14 protein-coding genes are annotated in these 21,569 nt (G+C 62.3%); 11 read left to right on the top strand and 3 right to left on the bottom strand.

The window, feature by feature from the left end; genetic code table 11:
• The first annotated feature begins 27 nt into the window (after nt 1–27).
• From FQ755_RS30470 to tssM, 5 genes are read left to right on the top strand one after another with little or no spacing between them, the layout of a single operon-like run.
• The gene (locus FQ755_RS30470; RefSeq protein WP_409937787.1) at nt 28–561 is read left to right on the top strand and encodes a DUF3304 domain-containing protein; all 534 of its coding nucleotides are present in this window, start codon (nt 28–30) and stop codon (nt 559–561) included.
• Nucleotides 558–2,975 carry a T6SS phospholipase effector Tle1-like catalytic domain-containing protein gene (locus tag FQ755_RS30465; protein WP_144159848.1) on the top strand — a complete coding sequence of 806 codons (2,418 nt, stop codon included), beginning with the start codon at nt 558–560 and terminating at the stop codon, nt 2,973–2,975. Before FQ755_RS30470 ends, FQ755_RS30465 begins: the two co-directional genes overlap by 4 nt.
• Before the next feature lie 23 nt (nt 2,976–2,998).
• Nucleotides 2,999–3,280, top strand: a complete 282-nt coding sequence (locus tag FQ755_RS30460) for a PAAR domain-containing protein (RefSeq protein WP_144159845.1) — start codon at nt 2,999–3,001, stop codon at nt 3,278–3,280.
• 2 nt (nt 3,281–3,282) lie between these two features.
• The gene (gene tssL, locus FQ755_RS30455; protein WP_144159842.1) at nt 3,283–4,581 is read left to right on the top strand and encodes a type VI secretion system protein TssL, long form; all 1,299 of its coding nucleotides are present in this window, start codon (nt 3,283–3,285) and stop codon (nt 4,579–4,581) included.
• Nucleotides 4,582–4,618: 37 nt separating this feature from the next.
• Entirely contained in the window at nt 4,619–8,677 is a 4,059-nt protein-coding gene (gene tssM / locus FQ755_RS30450) for a type VI secretion system membrane subunit TssM (protein ID WP_144159839.1), read from the top strand.
• A gap of 174 nt (nt 8,678–8,851) precedes the next feature.
• On the opposite strand, the gene phnE is transcribed toward tssM, so the two are convergent.
• The 3 genes from phnE to phnC all read right to left on the bottom strand — a co-directional run bounded on the left by phnE (nt 8,852) and on the right by phnC (nt 11,615).
• Nucleotides 8,852–9,676, bottom strand: a complete 825-nt coding sequence (gene phnE / locus FQ755_RS30445; protein ID WP_144159836.1) for a phosphonate ABC transporter, permease protein PhnE — start codon at nt 9,674–9,676, stop codon at nt 8,852–8,854.
• Nucleotides 9,673–10,638, bottom strand: a complete 966-nt coding sequence (phnD, locus tag FQ755_RS30440) for a phosphonate ABC transporter substrate-binding protein (protein ID WP_144159833.1) — start codon at nt 10,636–10,638, stop codon at nt 9,673–9,675. The genes phnE and phnD overlap by 4 nt, the downstream gene beginning before the upstream one ends.
• A 74-nt stretch (nt 10,639–10,712) precedes the next feature.
• Nucleotides 10,713–11,615, bottom strand: a complete 903-nt coding sequence (gene phnC / locus FQ755_RS30435) for a phosphonate ABC transporter ATP-binding protein (RefSeq protein ID WP_144159830.1) — start codon at nt 11,613–11,615, stop codon at nt 10,713–10,715.
• A gap of 277 nt (nt 11,616–11,892) precedes the next feature.
• On the opposite strand from phnC, the gene FQ755_RS30430 reads away from it, so the two are divergent.
• The 6 genes from FQ755_RS30430 (at nt 11,893) to FQ755_RS30405 (ending at nt 21,522) form a co-directional block, all read left to right on the top strand.
• Nucleotides 11,893–12,927, top strand: coding sequence for a M14 family zinc carboxypeptidase (locus FQ755_RS30430; protein ID WP_144159827.1), 1,035 nt, complete (start codon nt 11,893–11,895; stop codon nt 12,925–12,927).
• On the top strand, nt 12,924–13,706 hold the full coding sequence (locus FQ755_RS30425; protein ID WP_144159824.1) for an alpha/beta fold hydrolase: 783 nt from the start codon (nt 12,924–12,926) through the stop codon (nt 13,704–13,706). The genes FQ755_RS30430 and FQ755_RS30425 overlap by 4 nt, the downstream gene beginning before the upstream one ends.
• A gap of 156 nt (nt 13,707–13,862) precedes the next feature.
• Complete coding sequence (locus tag FQ755_RS30420) at nt 13,863–14,408, top strand: DUF3455 domain-containing protein (RefSeq protein WP_144159821.1); 546 nt, start codon at nt 13,863–13,865, stop codon at nt 14,406–14,408.
• Nucleotides 14,409–14,546: 138 nt separating this feature from the next.
• Entirely contained in the window at nt 14,547–19,382 is a 4,836-nt protein-coding gene (locus FQ755_RS30415; RefSeq protein WP_144159818.1) for an NAD-glutamate dehydrogenase, read from the top strand.
• 139 nt (nt 19,383–19,521) lie between these two features.
• On the top strand, nt 19,522–20,586 hold the full coding sequence (gene selD / locus FQ755_RS30410) for a selenide, water dikinase SelD (protein WP_144159815.1): 1,065 nt from the start codon (nt 19,522–19,524) through the stop codon (nt 20,584–20,586).
• A complete protein-coding gene (locus tag FQ755_RS30405; RefSeq protein WP_144159811.1) occupies nt 20,587–21,522 on the top strand; it encodes a cation diffusion facilitator family transporter in 936 nt (311 codons plus the stop codon).
• Nucleotides 21,523–21,569: the final 47 nt, after the last annotated feature.

The raw sequence follows: 21,569 nt of genomic DNA, 5'->3' as shown, positions 1-21,569 counted from the left end.
GCAACGTAATCATCCGGAGACCGAACAATGAAGATGACTCAGTGGAAGAGCCTGCTTGTCGGACTCGCGGCCGCAGTACTGCTAGCTGCTACGAGTGGCTGCACGGATGCGAACGAGAGCAATCCGGCGGACGTAAAGGGATTCAATTACACCGACTACTACGTCGACCGGTTCGATATTGAAAATGAAGGCCAGGATCTTTCTGCGGGAGGTGCAAACATGCTTCCGAGGAGGACAGGCGAAGAGCGAACGGAAAGTGGCGGAATGTGCTGCATTGGCATCCCGCGCAACTGGCGTCCGGGAATGAAGCTTGTCGTCAGTTGGAAGGTTGACAAGGTCCAGGACGGAAAAACGCCAGGCCAATGGTATACGGCGACGACTGACGTACCGCCTTACGGCCCGCACACCTATGGTTTCTGGGTGCACTTCCTGCCAGGTGACAGGATTCGCGTGCAGATTCTGGATAAGCAGGAAGTCCCAAAGAAGCCAGACGAACACGACCCGTACATTGTGCAGGGCGTCCTCGACCCGCAACGTAATCATCCGGAGACCGAACAATGAGTGTTATCAGTTGGCCAGACGCTATCAATGAACAAGGACGCCTGAGCGAGAGCAGCAATGCACGTGCGCGCGGTATAAGCGCATTGAACGATGGCCCACCGGGCTGCCCTCAAGTTTTGCACGTTAATCTGTTCTTCGACGGCACAAACAACAATATGAACTGGGACGTGCGGAATGCGGACGCGCCGACGCATACCAATCTTGCGAGGCTGTTTCGTGCTTGCCCACTCGATATGTCACGAGGTGTGTATCCATACTACATTCCCGGTGTCGGCACCCCGTTTCCTGAAATCGGTGAAATGGAATTTACTTCCCTAGGCAAGGCGGTGGCCTACGGCTTTGGCATGCGTGTAGCGTGGGGTTATACACGATTGATCAACGCGTTGTATCAGGCGATGGTAGGTCCTCCTCTAATGCAAGACCCTGATGCCCGCGAACTTTGCGCAGCCATGGACGACGAAATGGTTGCCTCCAATGGCACACTCGCCCATCTCGCGCGAGAGGCATCCGCAGTTCCGCCTGTCGCTCTTCCGGCCAATGGCGTCCAGAGAGGCGCGAAGTACTACTACGGGCACAGGTCGCAGACAATCCTGACCCGTCTGCATAACGAACTCTCCGCGGTTCAGAAAAAGAACAGCGCCCCGGGCGGACAGCTCAACCGTTCGATCAGGCAAGTGTGGGTCAACGTCTTCGGCTTCTCGCGTGGAGCCGCGGCTGCGCGCGTATTTGTAAGCCGTCTGATCAATAGCTGGGCTCAAGGTGGCATGATCGCCGGGGCGATTCCCTACAAGGTCAACTTCCTCGGGCTGTTCGATACCGTGGCATCCGTTGGCATTCCGGACACCGCTACTGCCACGCTCAGCGTCAACGACCTGGACGGCCACTGGATGTGGTGTGCCAAAGGCGCGCTGGACGTACCCGCTTCGGTGAAGAAATGCGTCCACTTTTTTTCGATCCACGAACAACGCATGAGCTTTCCACTCGATGCGATTCGTGAAGGTAATCAATACCCGGGCGGTGAAGCACGTCGCATCGAAGTGGCTTACCCAGGCGTTCACTCCGACGTCGGCGGTGGCTACGCAAAAGGGGAAGAAGGGAAGTCACGCGAAAAAGGCGTAGGCGAAGGCGACAAACTAAGCCAGGTCCCCTTGCACAACATGTATATCGAGGCATTGAAGGCGGGAGTTCCGCTGATGGTGCAGTCGGAAATTAGTCGTCGCGATGACCTTGTCAAAGACTTCGCCCTGTCGCCGACCGTGGCGAGAGCCTTCAACGACTGGCTTTCGACAGTCAGCTCGGTCAGTCTGAAACCGGAAGACGGCGTCGAAACCGCGCTTCGCACGGGTATGGCCCAGTCGCTCGCGTGGCGCACGTTGCGCGCCGACATCGGCAACCCGCAGAACTACGTCACTGCACAGCCGTTCTTCGAATCCGCGCGAGAAGACAAGTACACGCCGTACGGGCTGGAAACCCAGCTCGCCAGCAAGGCGGCAGCCTCCAGTCAGGTTGGTGTGCTGCAGAAGGAGAAAGCTGCGCTTCAGGCAAGAAAGGTCGCAGCGGAGGCTGCGGCGCTCAGCGTGGCCGCCATTCCTGCACTCGCCAATCCCTTCGCTGTTCAGGCGGCGAAACTCGGCGACCAGATCAAATTGAAGGACAAGGCGATTCTTGAGGCGACCGCAGGTCCAGGCAAGCATAGCCGCCCGGGAGAAGGCCCGCTGGACATCATGACGAACGATAAGACCGATCTGCTGGAAGCCGCCGAAGAATTCCGCCTGCTGCTTTCGTATCTGCGGCCCCAGCAGCGCACGCTCAGGCAGGTCTCCTGGTCGGTCCCGGTTGCTGCGTCGGTCAAGCCGTTCGCAGGTGCTCCGTCGGTGTCGATAGAGCAGAACGCCCATGCCTACTACCTGACAGTCGACCGCAAGGGAGTTGCGCAGCACGCCAGACAGGGTTCGAAATCTGTCTGGATGGGGGGCCGCGATCGCGTCATCCAGCTTCTCGGCGCCGTGGCGCCATACCAGCCTGTCCTCGACTTTGTCTTGACGCCACCGCCACAGATGGTGCCATTCCTGCTTGAGCACACCTCAAACGAGGCCATACAAAAGCTTGCGCCCGCGGCGATCAGGCTGCTGGACGACTACGTTCACGACAGTCGTGCATGGTTTCGGGCGCCGTATTTCCATGAATATGTCCCCGGAGGATATGGCTGGGCGCGCACCTTTTTCGTAGGAAAAGACACGCGCGTACGTCACTCCGGGTTGAAGGACAACTTTGCCTCGATTGTCGCGCAGCGGGATGGGCAGGAGGAAGCGGACCTGGGTGCCTTCATTGCGTCCGGATGGTCGACTCTCAACGATTCTCTCAACATCACGCCACCTGTGCGGGTGGACTTCAATAGTCTTCCGCAGTTGTGACCTTCCTTCCTGAACTGAACATTATGTCGATCAGCATAGCAGTGGTCGGTGACCTCACCGATCACGGTGGCCGGATCATCACCGGCTCGGATACCCACAAGATTGGCGGAAAGAAGATTGCCCGCCTGCATGATCTGGTTGATTGTCCGCAACAGTATCCGGACGGCCGTCCGCATGGAATCAACAGGATCATTGAAGCACATCCAACCTTGAGCGTTGGGGGGCGACAAGTAGCCTTGCATAGTCACCGCACGGAGTGTGGTTGCAGGCTTATTGCTGCGTCAACGGCAAAGGTGGGGCGATAACCATGACGACGATGCGTAAATCGATGGGGTCTGCGGAAACGGCGCCGATCCCAGAAGACAACACGGAGACATTGCCCGACGCGCTGATCCGGAAAAACGAGGCGTCTCCGCGAGAGCCTCTCATACTCGCGGAGAACTTCGAACGTCGGCTTGATATGGTCAGGGCCGCGCAAAATCCGCTGCGGGAAGCGTCGCGTGTTCTGCTGCGCGGTCTCGTCGATATGCCCGATAACCTTCCGTCGAAAGACGCGAACGTATGGAGGAGCCTGCTCGAACAGGAAGTCCGTACCTTCGAGAAGCTATGCGAACAGGCCAACATCCGCCGCGACCACATGCTCGGCGCGAGCTACTGCCTGTGCACGGCGCTCGACGAAGCGGCCACGCAGACCGCCTGGGGGAAAAGCGGCGAAAGCGGCGTTGAATGGATCAAAGACGGACTCGCTTCGACCTTCCACAAAGACCGACAGGGCGGCGACAAGATATACCTCCTGATCGGCCGCCTGATGAGCGATCCGAAGGAACATATCGACCTGCTCGAAGTCATCTACCGCATCCTGAGCCTCGGTTTCATGGGGCGCTATCGCCACGAGACCGACGGTCATCGCAAGCACGACGCCGTGCGCCAGCGCATCTACTCCGAAATTACGGCGCAGCGCGGCCCGGTTCCTGCCGCGCTCTCTCCGCATTGGGAAGGCGACACGCGCGGCCGCAGCCGGCCGTTTTACGATTTCCCGGTCTGGATCAGCGCCGTCGTGCTGTTGTTGATCCTGCTTGCGATGTACGGCTACGCGAAATACGACCTGTTAACAGGTAGCGCGGCCGTGGAAAAGCAGATTGCGGATGTCGCCCGCATGACACCGCCTCCTGCGCCGCCGGTTCTGCACCTGAAGGAACTGCTCAAGGACGAGATCGCGGCGGGCACGGTCAGCGTCGACGAAGACGAGCACCACAGCGCAGTGACCTTCCACGGCGATGACATGTTCGTCCCAGGCAAGGCAACCGTGAATACGTCCATGCAGCCGCTCATCAACAAGATCGCCGCCGAGATCGTCAAGGTTCCGGGCAAGGTCACCGTCATAGGCCATAGCGATAACACCCCGATCCGGAGTCGCACGTTCGATTCGAATCAGGCGCTGTCGGAGGAGCGGGCGACGCAGGTGATGCAACTGATACAGGACGCAGGCGTGCCGGCCAACCGTCTCGAAGCCGTCGGCAAAGGCGACAGCGATCCGATCGCCGATAACAAAACGCCCCAGGGACGCGCGCAAAACCGGCGCGTCGAGATCAACGTCGCAGAGTGACCGCTCAGGCGGAATCGCAGGCTTTCGGAATTTGAGAATGAAGAAGTTTTTATCGTTTCTGGTGTCGCGACAGTTTCTGGCACTGATCGCGTTGATCGTCGTCGGTCTGGTCATCTGGTTTGTCGGGCCGCTTGTTGCGTTCGGCGACCTCAGGCCGCTCGCCAGTATCGCCATGCGTGTGCTGACGATCACCATGCTTCTCGCGGGCTTGCTGCTATGGCTCGCGGGCTGGTCGACCGGCGTTGTCTTCGTGGCGCTGTTTTGTCTGCTCATCTGGTACGCCGCGCCGCTGCTTTCGCTGGGTCACGCGCAACCCTTCCAGGCAGAATTCACGCGTGCGATCGCGATTGCGGTCGTGCTGGGCGCGTTTGCCATTTACTGGATTTTCCGGTTGTGGCATCGGATGCGGACCGACGAGCAGTTCGCCGCACGAGTGCTGGAATTTGGAGGCAAACAGGAAGAATCGCCCGCTGCTGGGCAGATGAAAGAGATAAGCCGGATCGTTAGCAGCGCGTTGACACGGTTGAAATCGATGCGCACCGGTGCACGTGGACCTGGCCGCCTGTTCCAGGGCAAGCGTTACCTGTACGAACTGCCGTGGTATGTGGCGATCGGCTCGAAAGGCGCGGGCAAGACCACGGCGGTGCTGAATGCGGGCCTGGCGTTTCCTGTCGCAGAACAGATGCAGCAGGCTATTAGCAAGCTCGGCGGAACCGACGGCACCAGGTATGTCGACTGGTGGTTGACCAACGACGCGGTGCTGATCGATACGGCAGGGCGATACACGCGGCACGGTGCGACATCCTTGGACGTCGAGCAAGATGTGCCGGCCCGCGCCGCAGTTGCCGCGGCAAGCGGCGCCGTCGACACCGGCAAAAAAGCCGACGACGCCGGGACGCCAACAGAGACGACCGCGGCTGCACCACCACGGGTCGATGCGGCTGAACTCGCTCGCGAGGTCGACACCGCCGAATGGTTGGGCTTCCTTCGGCTATTGCGCAAGCACCGTCCGCGCGCGCCGATCAATGGCGCTATCCTGACCGTGGACCTGGCCGAGCTGGTCAGCCAGGACAACCGCGAGCGCATCGCCGAAGCCGCCGCACTGCGGGCACGTCTTGCCGAATTGCGTACCGAACTTGGAATCCGCTTCCCGATCTATCTGGTGGTCACGAAGATGGACCGCCTCAGCGGATTCGGGGAATACTTCGGGTCCTTGACGGGGGAAGGCCGTTCGCAGACGTGGGGCTTCACACTGCCTTACGGCAAGGAGACCATCGCAAAAGAAGGACTGCGCGCGCGCTGCCAGGCCGAACTGGGGCTGCTTGCCACGCGTCTGGCCGAGGGTGTCAACACCCGTCTGCAGGATGAATACGATTCCGGAAAGCGCCGCAAGCTGGCGGCGCTGAACGAGGAATTTGCAGCGCTGGTTAGCCCACTAGGCGAATTGATCGACAGCGTGTTTCTCGATTCCCGCTACGACGCGACGCAACTGCACGCCACACTGCGTGGTGTCTATTTCACCAGCGCGGCGCAGGCCGGCAGTGCAGTCGTTGCTGAGCGGCGAACGATCGTGCAACGTCTATGGAGTGCGCTGGAGCGCAAACCCGAGGCGCCGCAGCCCACTGCGTCCGGCCACCAGAGCTACTTCCTGCAGGATCTGCTGACCAAGGTCATCTTTCGTGAAGCGCATCTCGTGCGGCCCAACCTGCGCTGGGAATTCCGCTTCCGTCTCCTGCGCCTGATTGGCCATGCTCTGTTGCTGCTGCTGTTTGCATGGCTTGCCACGGGCGTGTGGGTAAGCCTTGGGAACAACCGGGCGTATCTCGACGCCATTGCACGCAAGACGCAGGCTTTGTCAGCCAAGGTCGCGCAGCTTTACAAAACCCCGAAGCCCGAGGCCGTGCCGGATACGCTGAACGACGCCCGCTATCTGCCCACATATTCCGGACTCGATCTGTCGGCGCCGGACAGCGCGTATCGGTACGGCCTCTTTGTAGGCCCCGACATAGCCGCTGAGAGCCGGCATACCTACGATGCGCTTGAAGACAATCTGCTCCTTCCGCAGATCGTGCGCCGCATGGAAGCCGTCCTTTCCGATGCTGTTGCCAGCAAGGACGCGAACACCGCTTATCAGACGTTGCGCGTGTATCTGATGCTGCAGGACAAGGCGAAGTACAACGCGGACGAAATCAAGGCATGGGTGTTATCGGACTGGGCGAGGACCGACAGCGCATCGGTGTTCGGTGGCCGCGCCTCGATGGTCGAGCATGTCCAGCAACTGTTCTCCGGCGACCGTGTGGTGCAGTCGCCATTCGTCAGGAATGACGCCCTGATCCAGCAGGCCCGCGCTTTCCTCGACACGAACAACGCAACCCAGCGCCTTTATGAGCGTGCAAAGGCCGCCATGCTGAAGGAAGCGCCGGAGGAATTCACCCTGCTGCGTGCGGTCGGGCCGCAGGCCGGCACGGTTTTCACGCGTGCCAGTGGCGAACCGCTGGCACGCGGCATCCCGGGGTTGTTTACCTACGACGGCTATCGCAATCTGTTCGACAAACGCCTTCCGGAGTTTGTCCAGTTGGCGCGTGACGACGATGCGTGGGTCATGGGTCATAGCCTGCTCGGCGATGCTCAAAAAAAAACGTCTGAAATCGCGAGTGATGCCGGTTTGGACGACGATCCGCTTACCGGAGAAATCCGTCGGCAGTATCTGATCGAGTACGCGCAGCGCTGGGACACGTTCCTGGCGGATGTCCGGACGGTAACGGGGACGAGTCTCGCGTTTAACCTGCAGGTTTTACGCAGCTTCGCGGCGCCCGACTCGCCGCTTTCCCGGCTGGCGCGGGCGGCGGTCAGAGAAACCACGCTGACACGCGCGGCTGCCGTCGATGACAAGTCGTTCCTGCAAAAGGCCGCGGGTCAACTGGGCCAGAAGACCGATCAGGCGCTCGGCATCCGCGCCGAAGAGCGTCTGGAGCGTGAGCTGGTCGATGACCACTTTGGGGCCCTGCGCGAGGTGGTCACCGGCAGCGGCGACGTGCAGGCCGCAGCGCAGGCAGGCGGCCAGGCCGCCGTACAGAGCGGTCCGCCTCAACTGGACAGCCTCACAAGCCAGTTGAACGACTACTACACCGCATTGACCGTTGCCGACAACGCCCTGACCAACAACAGCATGCCTCCGGCCAGCGATGCCGCAGTGAAACTGAAGCTGACCGCTGACACATTGCCCGCTCCGTTTCGCGAAGTCATAAGAAACCTGGCAATTCAGGGGTCGCGGGAAGTCAATCAGGGAATCGGCGAACTGCTATCACGACAGATGGTTGCGACGATCGGCGACGCGTGTCGGCTGACGGTCGATGGCAACTATCCTTTTGCTTCGGGAAGCAGCCAGGACGTAAGCGCCGATGATTTCACGCGTCTATTCGCGCAGGGCGGCGTGATCGACGACTTCTTTGTGAAGACGCTGGCGCCCTTCGTGGATACGTCGGCGAAGCCCTGGCGTTACAGGACGCTTCCGGGCGCAACCGAACCGGTACAGGGACCCAGTCTCGTGCCGTTCGAGCGCGCGAAGGCGATCCGCGATGTGTTCTTCACGGGGCCGGGGCAAGCGAAGCTCGCATGGAAGGCCGATATCACCATACCTGAACTCGATCCATCGATCACCGGGCTGGTGCTCGATATCGACGGTCAGAGCGAACAGTATCAGCACGGCCCGGTCCGGCCGTTTTCCATAGTTTGGCCCGGGCCACGCGGAGGTGCGCATGCAGAGATCACGGCCAATCCGCGGATTCGGCCGGAAACCTCGGCGATCGCAACCGACGGGCCGTGGGCGCTGCTACGTCTGCTAAGCAAAGGGACGCTGATCAATACAGCGACCCCGGGCCGCACACGCGTCGAATTCGATTTCGATGGGCGTAAGGCGGTACTCGACATTGCGAGTGCCGGCAGCATTGCTAATCCATTGACCGGCGACGTGTTGAGGGCGTTTCAATGCCCGAGTTCCATGGCCATGTTCAGTCTCGCCGACAGTGGCCCACCACCGGGATTGCCGCCCGCGCCGCTGCCGGCGGCGCCCTCGATTCCTGGCGCATTCCACTGAGCAGGGCGAAGACTGCGCGCGGTTACCGGTCATAGCGGCAGGTGGCGTGTGGCTGGGGAACGAAGTATTTGACGGCTGGCACTGGCAAAATGTCGAGAAAAGTTGGGCAACCACTGACGGGATCATGGAAGCCGCATACGTTCACGAGGTTCGCCAGAGTCGCAAAAACAGCCCTCAGATCACCTTCTCCCGCAGCCACGCGGAAACCAGATCGATAGCCGTCACCACCGCGATCACCATGATCAGCACCGCCGAGGTGGATGCGTAGTCGAACGAACGAATCGCCTCATACAGCACCACGCCGATTCCACCCGCGCCGACCATGCCCACCACCATCGCCGAGCGCACGTTCGATTCGAAGCGATACAGCGCGTAGGAAATCCACAACGGCAGCACTTGCGGCAGCACCGCGTAGACGATCTCGTCGAGACTCGTCGCGCCGGTGGCGCGCACGCCTTCGGCCGGGCGCGGATCGATGGCTTCGACAGCCTCGGCAAACAGCTTGGCCAGCACGCCGGTCGTGTGGACCCACAACGCGAGCACGCCGGCAAACGGTCCGAGTCCGACCGCGACGATAAACAGCATCGCGAAGACCATTTCGTTGATGGCGCGGCAGGCGTCCATCAGGCGGCGCACCGGTTGCACGACCCACTGCGGCGCCATATTGCGCGCACACATCAGCCCGCACGGCACGGCGCACACCAGCGAGAGCACCGTACCCCACACCGCCACCGACAACGTCACGTACATTTCGTGCACATACGTGCGCCATTCGCTGAAGTTCGGCGGGAAGAAGTCCTTGGCGAACTGGCCCATGTTGCCCGCATCCGACCACAAATCGAGCGGCCGCATATCCGCGCCGTGCCAGCCGACCCCCAGCACGACGATCACGACGATCCAGCCGAGCAGCGTTAGCCAGCTTCGCTTGCCCACGTCGGCGCTTGCGGGCGCGGCCGACGCGGACGCAGGGCGGGCAGCAGTCAGATCGGCGGCGTTCATTGCTTCGAGGTGTCGGCGTTCAGCGCGCTCAGCTTCGCATCGAGCGCGGCGAGTTGGGTCTTGCGATCGTCGTCCGAGAGATGCGTGTCGGCCTGGATCTTCTGTTTCTGCTGGAACAGGGCGATCTGGCGGATCGGCAGCAACTGCGCATCCGACGACGGCGCGAAGCCGCTATAGCCGGTAATCGCCGCCATCACGGCCTTTTCGTGCGGATCGGTCTTGCCGTAGTTCAGGAAGAACGTGCGCACCTTGTCTTTGGTGGCTTGCGGCAGATCCTTGCGCCACACCAGCGGATCGGTTGCGATCAGCGGCGAGGTCCACAGCACGCGCACCTGCGCGAACTTGTCCGGATGATCTTTCTTCAGCGTGTCGAGCATCTCGGTGTTGTTGGTCGCAATGTCAATCTTGTTGTTCACGACCGCCAGCAGGTTCGCTTCGTGGCTGGACGGCAAGACGGCCTTGAACGACGTGTTGACCGGCGTATTGTGTTTGGCGAACAGATAGTAGCCGGGAATCAGCGTGCCCGAGGTGGAGTTCGGGTCGCCGAAGCCGAGCGTGACATCCTTAGTATTCTTGAATACATCGTCGAGCGTCTTGAAGCGGCTGTTGACATTGGTGATCAGCACCGACTTGTAGCCGGTGTCGCCGTTCGCATACGTGACCTTGGCGAACACTTCGCCATTGGCGCGGTCCACGGCTTCCATCGCCGAAGCATTACCGAAATAGCCGACCTGTACCTTGTTAAAGCGCATGCCTTCGATGATGCCGGCGTAGTCCGTGGCGAAAAAGGCTTTGACGTGCAGGCCGGTTTGCTTGCTCATGTCGTCGACCAGCGGTTGCCAGCGCTGCGAAAGCACGGCGGATGAATCGGTGGAGATGATGCCAAGGTTGAGGCCTTCCGCATGGGCGGCGACGCAGGCGAGCGCTGCCGCGCCGGCAATTAGTGAGCGCAGGAATTTCATCGGATGGGTCCAGTAGTCTTAAGAGGGCTGACGGAAGATAGAAGTGCGATGCGGCGTATATGGGCAATCACGGATCAGGCGAGGCGCGCCGGGTCCAGGGCAAATGCGTAACGTTGTTGCGGGCTGGGCGCGTCCGTGTCCGGATTCGTGGGATCGGGTGGGGTGGCCTGCTGAGGTGACAGCGCGGCGTCGCTGCTGGCGGGTTCTTCCAGCAGTTCTCGGGCTTCGTCACCGTAAAGCTGTTGCAGAAGGGCAGGCGTGAGCGCGGCGGACGGTCCGTCGTAGACGACCTTGCCGCGCCGCAGGGCGACGGTGCGCGGGCAGTATTGCATCGCGATGTCCACCTGATGCAGCGAGACCAGCACGGTCAGGCCGTGGTCGCGGTTCAGGTTGCGCAGCATGTCCATGACGCGTCGCGACGATTCCGGATCCAGCGAGGCAATCGGTTCGTCGGCGAGCACGATGCGGGCGCGCTGCACCAGCGCACGCGCCAGCGCCGCACGTTGCTGCTGGCCGCCGGAGAGCGTCGCCGCGCGTTCGCGCGCATGTTCCGCAATGCCGACTTCACCGAGCGCCGCCAGCGAGAGCGCGCGTTCGCTGCGAGGAAAACGGCCGGTGATGCGCCGCCAGAACGGCAGCCGTGCGAGCGCGCCGATCAGCACGTTGGCTTCGACGGAAAGCCGGTTGACGAGGTTGAACTGCTGGAACACAAAGCCGATGTCGCGACGAATCCGCCGTACTTCACGCACGAGACGGCCATTCTCCTGAATCGGCCGGCCCAGAATCGCAATCCGCGACGGCTGTGGATCGGAGACGGCGAAGCCCGCAATGTGCCGCAGCAGCGTCGATTTACCCGAGCCCGACGCGCCGATCAGCGCCACCATCTCGCCGGGCGCGACGCGCAAATCGATTTCGTCGAGCGCCTTGCGGCCGTTGCTGAACGTCTTGCTCAACCGCTCGATACGGATTGCTTCCATGCTTGTCCTGTTGAGGCATCCAGCAAGTGCCGGAAAGTGTGGGACATTTTAGGAACGCTCTGTGACGGTTGAGTGAAGGTATCTCAACGTCTAGACGACTATATGTTTATGAAAATGCGTGCCGGAACGCGGAGCCTTGAATGATCTGAAATATGTCAGTCGTGTGACGCAAGCCGTGGAATGCACATGTCGTCATCTAATATGTACCGCGACAGGCTATATTGCTGAAGTCACGCGTGCCGTCCCCAATAACCTTGCTTATCCACCCGGCGTCACCATGCAGGCTCTTAGCTTTCTACCGGACAGCTTTGCGGAGTACGAGGATTTAAAGGCGATTCTCGATGCCGGCAGTGCCAACTTCGAGATTCGCACGCTGTGCGAAGCGCGGGTTCACGGCAGGACCTTTCCGGTGCTGACAGCGAGCATCGGTTCGAGCGACCCGCAGGCGCCGGCAATCGGCTTTTTCGGCGGCATTCACGGGCTCGAGCGCATCGGTACGCAGCTCGTGCTCGATTACATGCGCTCGCTTCTGTCGCGGCTCGAATGGGACGAATTGCTGGTGCGGCAGTTACAGTCGATTCGTCTGATCTTTATGCCCATCTGCAATCCAGGCGGCATGTGGGCGGCGACGCGCGCCAATCCGAACGGCGTCGACCTGATGCGCAATGCTCCGCAGAATGCGGACGCGCGCGTGCCTCTGCTGGCGGGCGGCCAGCGCCTCGGCGCATGGCTGCCGTGGTATCGCGGACGGCGCGGCGCACCCATGGAGGTCGAGGCCGCGGCGCTCCTGAAGCTGGTGGACAACGAACTGGCCTCGCGGCCGTTGAGTTTCGCGCTCGATTGTCACTCGGGCTATGGCTGGAGCGACAGCATCTGGTTTCCGTATGCGCGCACCCGCAAGCTGATGCCGCATCTGCCGGAAATGTACATGCTGAAGACCATGTTCGAGCGCGCGCATCCGCATCACGGTTATGCGTTCGAGCCGCAGAGTCATCAATATCTGCTGCACGGCGATCTATGGGACTGCGCATACGACCGCGCGCCAGCGGAAAACGTGTTCCTGCCCATGACGCTCGAACTCGGTTCATGGTTGTGGATCAAGAAGAATCCGCGCCAACTGTTTTCGCGCCAGGGCATGTTCAATCCGGTGAAAGCGCATCGCACCGCGCGCGTTTTGCGGCGTCATGCGAATCTGCTCGATTTCCTCACGCGCGCCGCGTTTGCGTCGCAGCGCTGGCTGCCACAGGGCAGCCGCCGTCAGCAATTGCTGCAGAACGCCATCGAGCATTGGTATCGGGCGGCCGGCGCATGAGCACGTGGGTCCTGTTGCGCGGGCTGACACGCGAAACGCGTCACTGGGGCCGCTTTCCGTCGATTCTGCACGACGCCGTCGAGACCGATAGCCTGTTGCAACTCGACCTGCCGGGCAACGGCGCGCTCGTCGATCAACGTGCACCTGCCGATGTCGCGTCGATGGTGGGTTTCGTGCGGCTCGCGTTATCGCAGAGCAGCGTGCCGGGTCCCTATAGGGTGCTGGCGATGTCGCTGGGAGGGATGGTGGCTACCGCCTGGGCGCAGCGCTATCCCGGCGAGATCGAACGGCTGGTGCTCATCAATACGAGCATGCGGCCGTTTAGCGGCATCACCGAGCGGCTGCGTCCGCAGGCGTGGCTCGCGCTGCTGGGCGCGGCGCGCAACTGGCGAAGCGGACGCGAAGCGGAGGCCGTCATCCACCGCCTGACCTGCAATAATCCTGCAGGACGCGCGGACGATCTCGCGGCATGGAGCGCGATTCGCGCAAGCGCACCGGTGAGCCGCGCCAATGCGCTGCGCCAGTTATGGGCGGCGGCGCGTTTTAATGCGGGCGCTAGCGTGCCGCATTGCGCGACCTTGATTCTGTCGTCGGCTGCGGACCGGCTGGTGAACCCGGTTTGCTCAGCGCGGCTGGCGGCGGCATGGGGCGCGGCGCATCTCCAGCATCCATGGGCCGGCCACGACTTGCCGCACGACGATCCGCAGTGGACCAGCAATGCGGTAGCCGCATGGTTGCCGCGGGTGGATGCGCCGGACGCCGCGGGGAAGATGTTGTGAAGCCCGTGTTGTGAAGCGTGTTATGAACCGCGCGCTGTGAACCGCGTGTTTTGCCCCGCGCTGCACGCTTTGATCAATACCCGTAACATCGTCGCTGGCCGTAACAGGACACCCCGAGCACACTCCGCTTCATCCAGACCCACCAGGAGATCCTGCATGTCTTCACGTTTTGCCTCGCGCCGCTCGCTGGCGCGCGTTTTATGCGGCGCGTCGTTCGCGCTCGTCTGCGCCGCTGTCGTGCCTGGCAGCGCGTTCGCGCAGAGCGCGGTGCCCGCGGCGCTGACTCCCAGCGAAGCGACCCATGTAATCGCCGCGCTCAAGGCGAGCGGCACGCAGATCTACGTGTGCAAGCTCGATGCGAACCGGCAGTTGTCGTGGTCTTTCAAGGCGCCGAGCGCGGAACTGTACGACGCATCGGGCGAACTGATCGTCACGCATAGCGCCGGCCCCTCGTGGGCTGCGGCGGATGGCAGCAAGATCACCGGCCAGGTTCTGCAACAGGCGCCGAGCACCGACATGCCGGGCAGCATCCCGCAACTGCTGCTGCGCGCCACCAACGCCGCGGGGCCTGGCATGCTCGCCAACGTGCATTATGTGCAACGCCTCAACACACACGGCGGCGTCGCGCCCACCGGTGCTTGCACGCAGGAGGGACAGGAAGGCCGCAGTCCGTATACCGCCGAATACGTGTTCCTCGGCTAGGGCGATCCGGCGGAGGCCTGCCGCCTGGCAGCACGTCAGGTTGAGAGTCGATGTGCGGATGCACATTGACTTTCAACTATCGGGCGCATAATTCTCTTCTAACGATGCAGTCGATTGCCGCCCGTTGTGGAGGAGATCATGCAAGCGAAGAACGAAGAATCCGTTGCGCACCTGCTGAACGACGTCGTCGAATTCGCGCGTGGGCGATTGCCGCAGCCGGCATTCTCCATCGTCGAACCTTTTCTGCGGCGCTACTACGATTTCGTCGACACCGACGATCTGCAGAGCCGCGCGATCGCCGACCTGTATGGCGCCGCGCTCGCGCATTGGCAAACGGCGCAGCGTTTCGTGCCTGGCAGCGAACGGCTGCGCGTCTATAACCCGATCCTCGAACAGCACGGCTGGCATTCCGATCACACGGTCATCGAGATCGTCAACGACGACATGCCGTTCCTGGTGGATTCGGTGTCGATGGCCGTCAACCGTCTTGGCCTTGCGCTGCATTCGGTGGTGCATCCGGTGTTTCGCATCTGGCGCGGCGCCGACGGCAGTATCGTGCGCGTCGGGCAAGGCGCCGAAGACACCGGCGACACGCAATCGCAACTGGCCTCGTTCATTCACTTCGAAGTCGACCGCTGCGGCGACGCCGCCAGGCTCGACGCGTTACGCGACGATATCGCAAAAGTGCTCGGCGACGTGCGCGCCGCGGTGGAAGACTGGCCGAAGATCGTCGAGATTGCGCGCGCCACGATCAAGGATATGCGGGCGAGCGAAACCGGCGTCGACGGTGCGGAAGCGCGGGCCTTCCTCGAATGGATGGTGGATAACCACTTTACGTTTCTGGGTCAGCGCGATTACGAACTGGTTTCACATGACGTGGGCTTCGGTTTGCGGGCACTGCCGGAATCGGGCCTCGGCATTCTGCGCGATGCGTTGCGGCCGGTCGGCGCGGCCGACGTCACACCCTTGCCGGCTGCCGCTGCGCAGATCATCACCGGCGCCTCGCCGATTTTTCTGACCAAGGCGAACTCGCGCGCGACCGTGCATCGGCCCGGTTATCTCGACTACGTGGGTCTCAAGCTGACCGGTGCGGATGGCAAGACCATCGGCGAGCGGCGTTTCATTGGCCTGTATACGTCGACGGCATATTTCGTGTCGGCGGCGGAAATTCCCATCGTGCGCCGCAAGTGCGCCAACATCGTGCGGCGCGCCGGTTTCCTGCCGAAGGGGCATCTGGCGAAATCGCTGGTGACGGTGCTCGAAACCTATCCGCGCGACGAATTGTTCCAGGCCGAAGAGGACCAGCTTTACGACATCGCGCTCGGCGTATTGCGTTTGCAGGAACATCAGCGCACGCGGCTATTCGTGCGGCGCGATCGCTTCGACCGCTTCGTGTCGTGTCTCGTGTTCGTGCCGCGCGACAAGTACAACACCGACTTGCGGCGCCGCATCGCCCATCTGTTGACCGAAGCGTTCAACGGCGCCAGCGTCGAATTTACGCCTTTGCTATCCGAGTCGCCTCTCGCGCGGATTCATTTCGTCGTCCATGCCGAACCGGGCGCGATGCCCGACGTGGACACCCGCGAACTCGAAGCGCGCCTCGTGCAGGTGACCCGCCGCTGGCAGGACGATCTCGCCGACGCCCTGCTCGATGCCTTCGGCGAAGAGCAGGGCAACCGTCTGCTACAGCAATACGCGGACTCGTTTCCGGCCGGCTATCGTGACGATTATCCGGCCCGCACGGCCGTGCGCGATATCGAACTGATCGAGCGTCTGCAGGGCGGCGAGCGGATTGCGATGAACCTGTATCGGCCCATCGAATCCGGCCCGCGCGCATTTCGCTTCAAGGTGTATCGCGCGGGACAACCGATTGCCTTGTCGCGCAGTTTGCCGATGCTCGAGCATCTGGGCGTGCGCGTCGATGAAGAGCGGCCGTATCTGATCGAAACGCACCATGCCACCCCGGCGTGGATTCACGATTTCGGTCTCGAACTCGCGGACGACGCGGAGTTCGACATCGAACGCGTGAAGAGCTTCTTCGAAGACGCCTTCGAGCAGGTGTGGACCGGCGAGATCGAAAGCGACGACTTCAACCGGCTCGTGCTGCGGGCGCCGCTTGCCGCGCGCGAGGTGACGATTTTGCGCGCCTACGCGAAATATCTGCGGCAGGTCGGCTCCACCTTCAGCGACGCGTATATCGAACGCGCGTTGACGGGCAATCCGGCGATTGCCCGCAAGCTGGTCGAACTGTTCCTGGCGCGCTTCGATCCGGCCGTGGGTGAGAGCCGCGAGGCTCGTGTAGGACTGCTGCTTAAATGGATCGACACCGCGCTCGACCAGGTGCCGAATCTCGACGAGGACCGCATCCTGCGCCAGTTTCTCGGCGTCATCAAGGCCACCGAACGCACCAACTATTATCGGCTGGATCAGGCAGGGCGGCCGAAGCCGTACCTGTCGTTCAAGTTCAATCCGGCCAATGTGCCCGGTTTGCCCGAGCCTAAGCCGATGTTCGAGATCTGGGTGTACTCGCCGCGCGTCGAAGGCGTGCATCTGCGTGGCGGACGGGTGGCGCGCGGCGGTTTGCGCTGGTCCGACCGGCGCGAAGATTTCCGCACTGAAGTGCTGGGCCTGATGAAAGCGCAGATGGTGAAGAACGTGGTGATCGTGCCGGTCGGTTCTAAGGGCGGTTTCGTGGTGAAGAATCCACCGCCGCCTGGCGAGCGCGAAGCGTGGCTGCGCGAGGGTGTCGACTGCTATCAGACCTTCCTGCGCGGTCTGCTGGATCTGACCGATAACCGCGTGGGTAATGAAATCGTGCCGCCGCCCGACGTCGTGCGGCACGACCCCGACGACCCCTATCTGGTGGTCGCAGCGGACAAAGGCACAGCGACGTTCTCCGACTACGCTAACGCCATTTCACAGGAATACGGCTTCTGGCTCGACGACGCGTTTGCGTCGGGCGGTTCGGTCGGCTACGACCACAAAAAAATGGCCATTACCGCGCGCGGCGCGTGGGAGTCGGTGAAGCGGCATTTCCGCGAGATGGGTGTCGACACCCAGGCGACGGACTTTACCGTGGTCGGGATTGGCGATATGTCGGGCGACGTGTTCGGCAATGGCATGTTGTTGTCGCCGCATATCAGGCTGGTGGCCGCGTTCGATCATCGGCATATCTTTCTCGATCCGCAACCCGATCCCGTCGCCAGTCTGGCGGAGCGCGGACGCCTGTTTGTCCTCGAACGTTCGAGTTGGGCGGACTATGACCCTGCCTTGATCTCCGCCGGCGGTGGCGTGTTTCCACGCACGGCCAAGACGATTCCGGTTTCGGCGGCGATGCAGGCCGTGCTCGGCATCAACGCCGCCGCGCTCGCGCCGAACGAACTGATTCGCGCGATCTTGCAGGCGCCGGTCGATCTGCTCTACAACGGCGGCGTGGGCACTTACGTCAAGGCGAGCCGCGAGACGCACGCGCAGGTTGGCGACCGCACTAACGACGCGCTGCGCGTGAACGGCGCGGATCTGCGCTGCAAAGTGGTGGCGGAGGGCGGCAATCTCGGGCTCACGCATCTGGGGCGCATCGAGTTCGCCTTGCGCGGTGGACGTATCAACACGGATGCAATCGACAATTCAGCCGGGGTCGATTGTTCGGATCACGAAGTAAACATCAAGATTCTTTTGGGTCTCGTGGTGACCGACGGCGAGATGACCGAGAAGCAGCGCAATGCCTTACTCGCCGACATGACCGATGAAGTCGGTCTGCTGGTGTTGCAGGACAACTACTACCAGACCCAGGCGCTTTCGATTGCCGGGCGCTACAGCGTCGAACTGTTCGATGCGGAGACGCGCTTCATGCGCTGGCTCGAACGGGCCGGGCGGCTGAATCGCGTGATCGAGTTTTTGCCCACCGACGAAGAAATCGCCGAACGGCTGGCGGCGAAGCAGGGATTGACCTCGCCGGAGCGAGCCGTGTTGCTGGCTTATAGCAAGATGTGGCTTTACGATGCGCTGCTCGAATCCGACATGCCGGAAGACCCGCTGGTAAGCAGCATGTTGATCGACTATTTCCCGAAGCCGCTGCGGCAGCGCTTTCGAGAACCGATGCAGCGCCATCCACTGCGGCGCGAAATTCTTGCGACGTATCTGACCAACGCGCTGATCAACCGGGTGGGCTGCGAATTCATCCACCGCCTGATGGAGGAGACCGACGCCCAGCCCGGCCAGATCGTGCGGGCCTGCATCATGGCGCGCGACGTGTTCGATCTCGACGACGTGTGGCGCAGCATCGACGCCCTCGATAACCGCGTGGCCGACGACGTGCAGGCGCGCATGTTCGTCGAGGTGGCGCGGCTCGTCGAGCGCGCGGCGTTGTGGTTTCTGCGCCAACTGCATTCCGGCGCGGTCAATGACGTGCCGGACCTGCTGACGCGTTGTCGCGATGCCGCCCAGCGGCTGGCGTCGCAATGGCCGGCGCTGTTGCCGGCCGAAAATCTGGAAGCCTTGTCGGAGCGACAGCGCATTCTGGTGGACGCGGGCGTGGACAGCGAACTGGCGGTGCGCGTGGCGAGCGGCGAGATATCCGCGTCGATGCTCGATATCGCCGAGGTGGCGGCTACGTGCAGCAAGAGTCTCGAACGGGTCGCGGGCGTGTATTTCACGCTCGGCACGCTGCTCAACGACGGCTGGATCAGCGAGCGCGCCAATGCGCTGCCCACGCCGACGCACTGGGACACGCTGGCCCGCGCGGCCGCGCTCACCGAGTTGGCGCGGCTAAAGCGGGCCTTGACGACGAGCGTGTTGACGGGCGCGGCAGACGGAGCGTCGCCGGATGAACTGATCGAAACATGGCGCGAGCAACGGGTGGCGGCGCTCGAACGCTATGCGCGTCTGCTGGCGGATTTGCGCGCGTCGGGCGGCGCGAGCCTCTCCGTGCTGCTGGTGATCGTGGGAGAAATGACCTTGCTGGAGCGGGCTTGAGGTTTGCTGAAAGGCTGCCGGCCAGCCGTCGTGACGGGACGGCGCGGCGACAGTTGGACGTCTGGGCCCAGGATTGCCCATAATACCGACTATTGCCTTTCACTCTTAACGCGCGCCAGATTCCCGCGCCCCGACCGCCATGACCGATCACGTTGCTTCGAATCCTGCTGTGCCGCGCCTCACGAGTCTCTCGCACGGCGGCGGCTGTGGCTGCAAGATTGCGCCCGGCGTCCTCTCCGACCTGCTCAAACGCGCTGTGCCGTTGCCGGCTTTCCCCGACCTGCTGGTCGGGACCGAAACCGCCGACGATGCCGCCGTCTACCGTCTGAACGACGAGCAGGCGATTATCGCCACCACCGATTTCTTCATGCCGATCGTCGACGATCCATACGATTTCGGCCGTATCGCAGCCACCAATGCGCTCTCCGACGTCTACGCGATGGGCGGCAAGCCGATCCTCGCACTCGCCATCGTGGGCATGCCGATCAACGTATTGCCGCACGATGTGATCGCGGCCGTGTTGCGCGGTGGCGAAGATGTCTGCACCCAGGCGGGCATCCCTGTGGCGGGCGGTCATTCGATCGACTCCGTCGAACCGATTTACGGCCTGGCCGCGTTGGGCCTCGTGCATCCGCAGCGTATCAAGCGTAACGCGGCCGCTAAAGCCGGCGACGTGCTGGTGCTCGGCAAACCGCTGGGGGTGGGCGTGCTGTCCGCGGCGCTGAAGAAAAACCAGCTCGACGACGCGGGCTACGCGGCGATGATTGCGAACACAACCCAACTCAATCGCCCTGGTACGGATCTCGCGGCCTTGGCCGGCGTGCATGCGCTGACCGACGTCACCGGCTTCGGCCTGCTTGGCCACACGCTGGAACTCGCGCGCGGCGCGGGACTCAGCGCGCATCTGCGTTACGCGGATCTGCCGTGGCTCGCGGGCGTCGAAGCGTTTGCCGCCGCGGGTGTGGTCACGGGAGCATCGGGTCGCAATTGGGCTTCCTATGGCGAAAACGTCCGTCTCGCCGATGGACTGCCTTTGGTGGCCCAGGCGTTGCTGACCGATCCGCAAACCTCGGGCGGCCTGCTGGTGTCCTGCGCGCCGGATACCGTCGATGGCGTGCTGGCGATTTTCCGCGCGGACGGTTTCGATAGAGCGACGGTGATCGGTGAAATGCGCGACGGCGCGCCGCGTGTCGAGGTCGCGTAAATGGCCGAGCACAACCAGGAATCGCCTAAGGCCATTTTTTACGCGCTCGCCGCCAACCTTGGAATCGCAGTGTGCAAGTTCGCCGCGGCGGCCTTCACGCAGTCCGGTTCGATGTTTGCCGAAGCGATTCACTCCACCGCCGATTGCGGCAACCAGCTCCTGCTGCTATTCGGCTTGCGCGAGGCGCGCAAGCCGCCCAGTCCGCTGCATCCGATGGGCGCGGGCCGTGAGATCAATTTCTATTCGTTGCTGGTGGCCTTGCTGCTGTTCTTCGTCGGCGGCGCGTTTTCCGTGTACGAGGGCGTGCATCGTCTGTTTGCGCGCGAAGCCCTGTCGCATGCCTATGTGGCGCTGGCCGTGCTGGGCGTTTCGGTGGTGCTCGAAGCGTTTTCCTTGAGCGGGGCGCTCAAGGAAATTCGCAAGACGCATCCTGACAAGACCATGTGGCGCTGGTTTCGCGAAACGCGCGAATCGGATCTGCTGGTGGTGGCGGGCGAGGATATCGCCGCCCTGGCGGGTCTGGCGATTGCCTTTGTCGCCGTGCTGCTGACGATGATCACCGGTAATCCGGCCTTCGACGCGTTGGGTTCGATCGGCGTCGGTTTGTTGCTGATGGTGATTGCGTGGCTGGTGGCGCGCGAAGTGAAGTCGATGATCGTCGGCGAATCGGCCGGCCCGGAAGTGCGGCGTGCCATCGAAGCGCATCTGCTCGCGCGCAGCGAAATCCGCAGCATCGTCAATATGATCACGCTCCAGTGGGGCCGCGACGTGGTGGTCGCGGTGCAGGCGGAGATGATCGATTATCCCAGCGGCCGCGCGATGGTCGACGCCATCAACGTGGTGGAAGCGGATTTGCAGGCCACCTTTCCGCAGGTCCGCTGGGTGTTCTTCGAACCGGAAGTGCCGCACGATCAACGGGCCGCTTCACATCTGTGATTTGATGCCTTGACGAGGCCCGTCGATCGCGCGCGGCGGCGAAGCGC

The sequence above is a fragment of the Paraburkholderia sp. BCC1885 genome (assembly GCF_900996235.1).
GTDB lineage: Bacteria > Pseudomonadota > Gammaproteobacteria > Burkholderiales > Burkholderiaceae > Paraburkholderia.
This window is presented reverse-complemented; position numbering and strand designations above follow the sequence as displayed.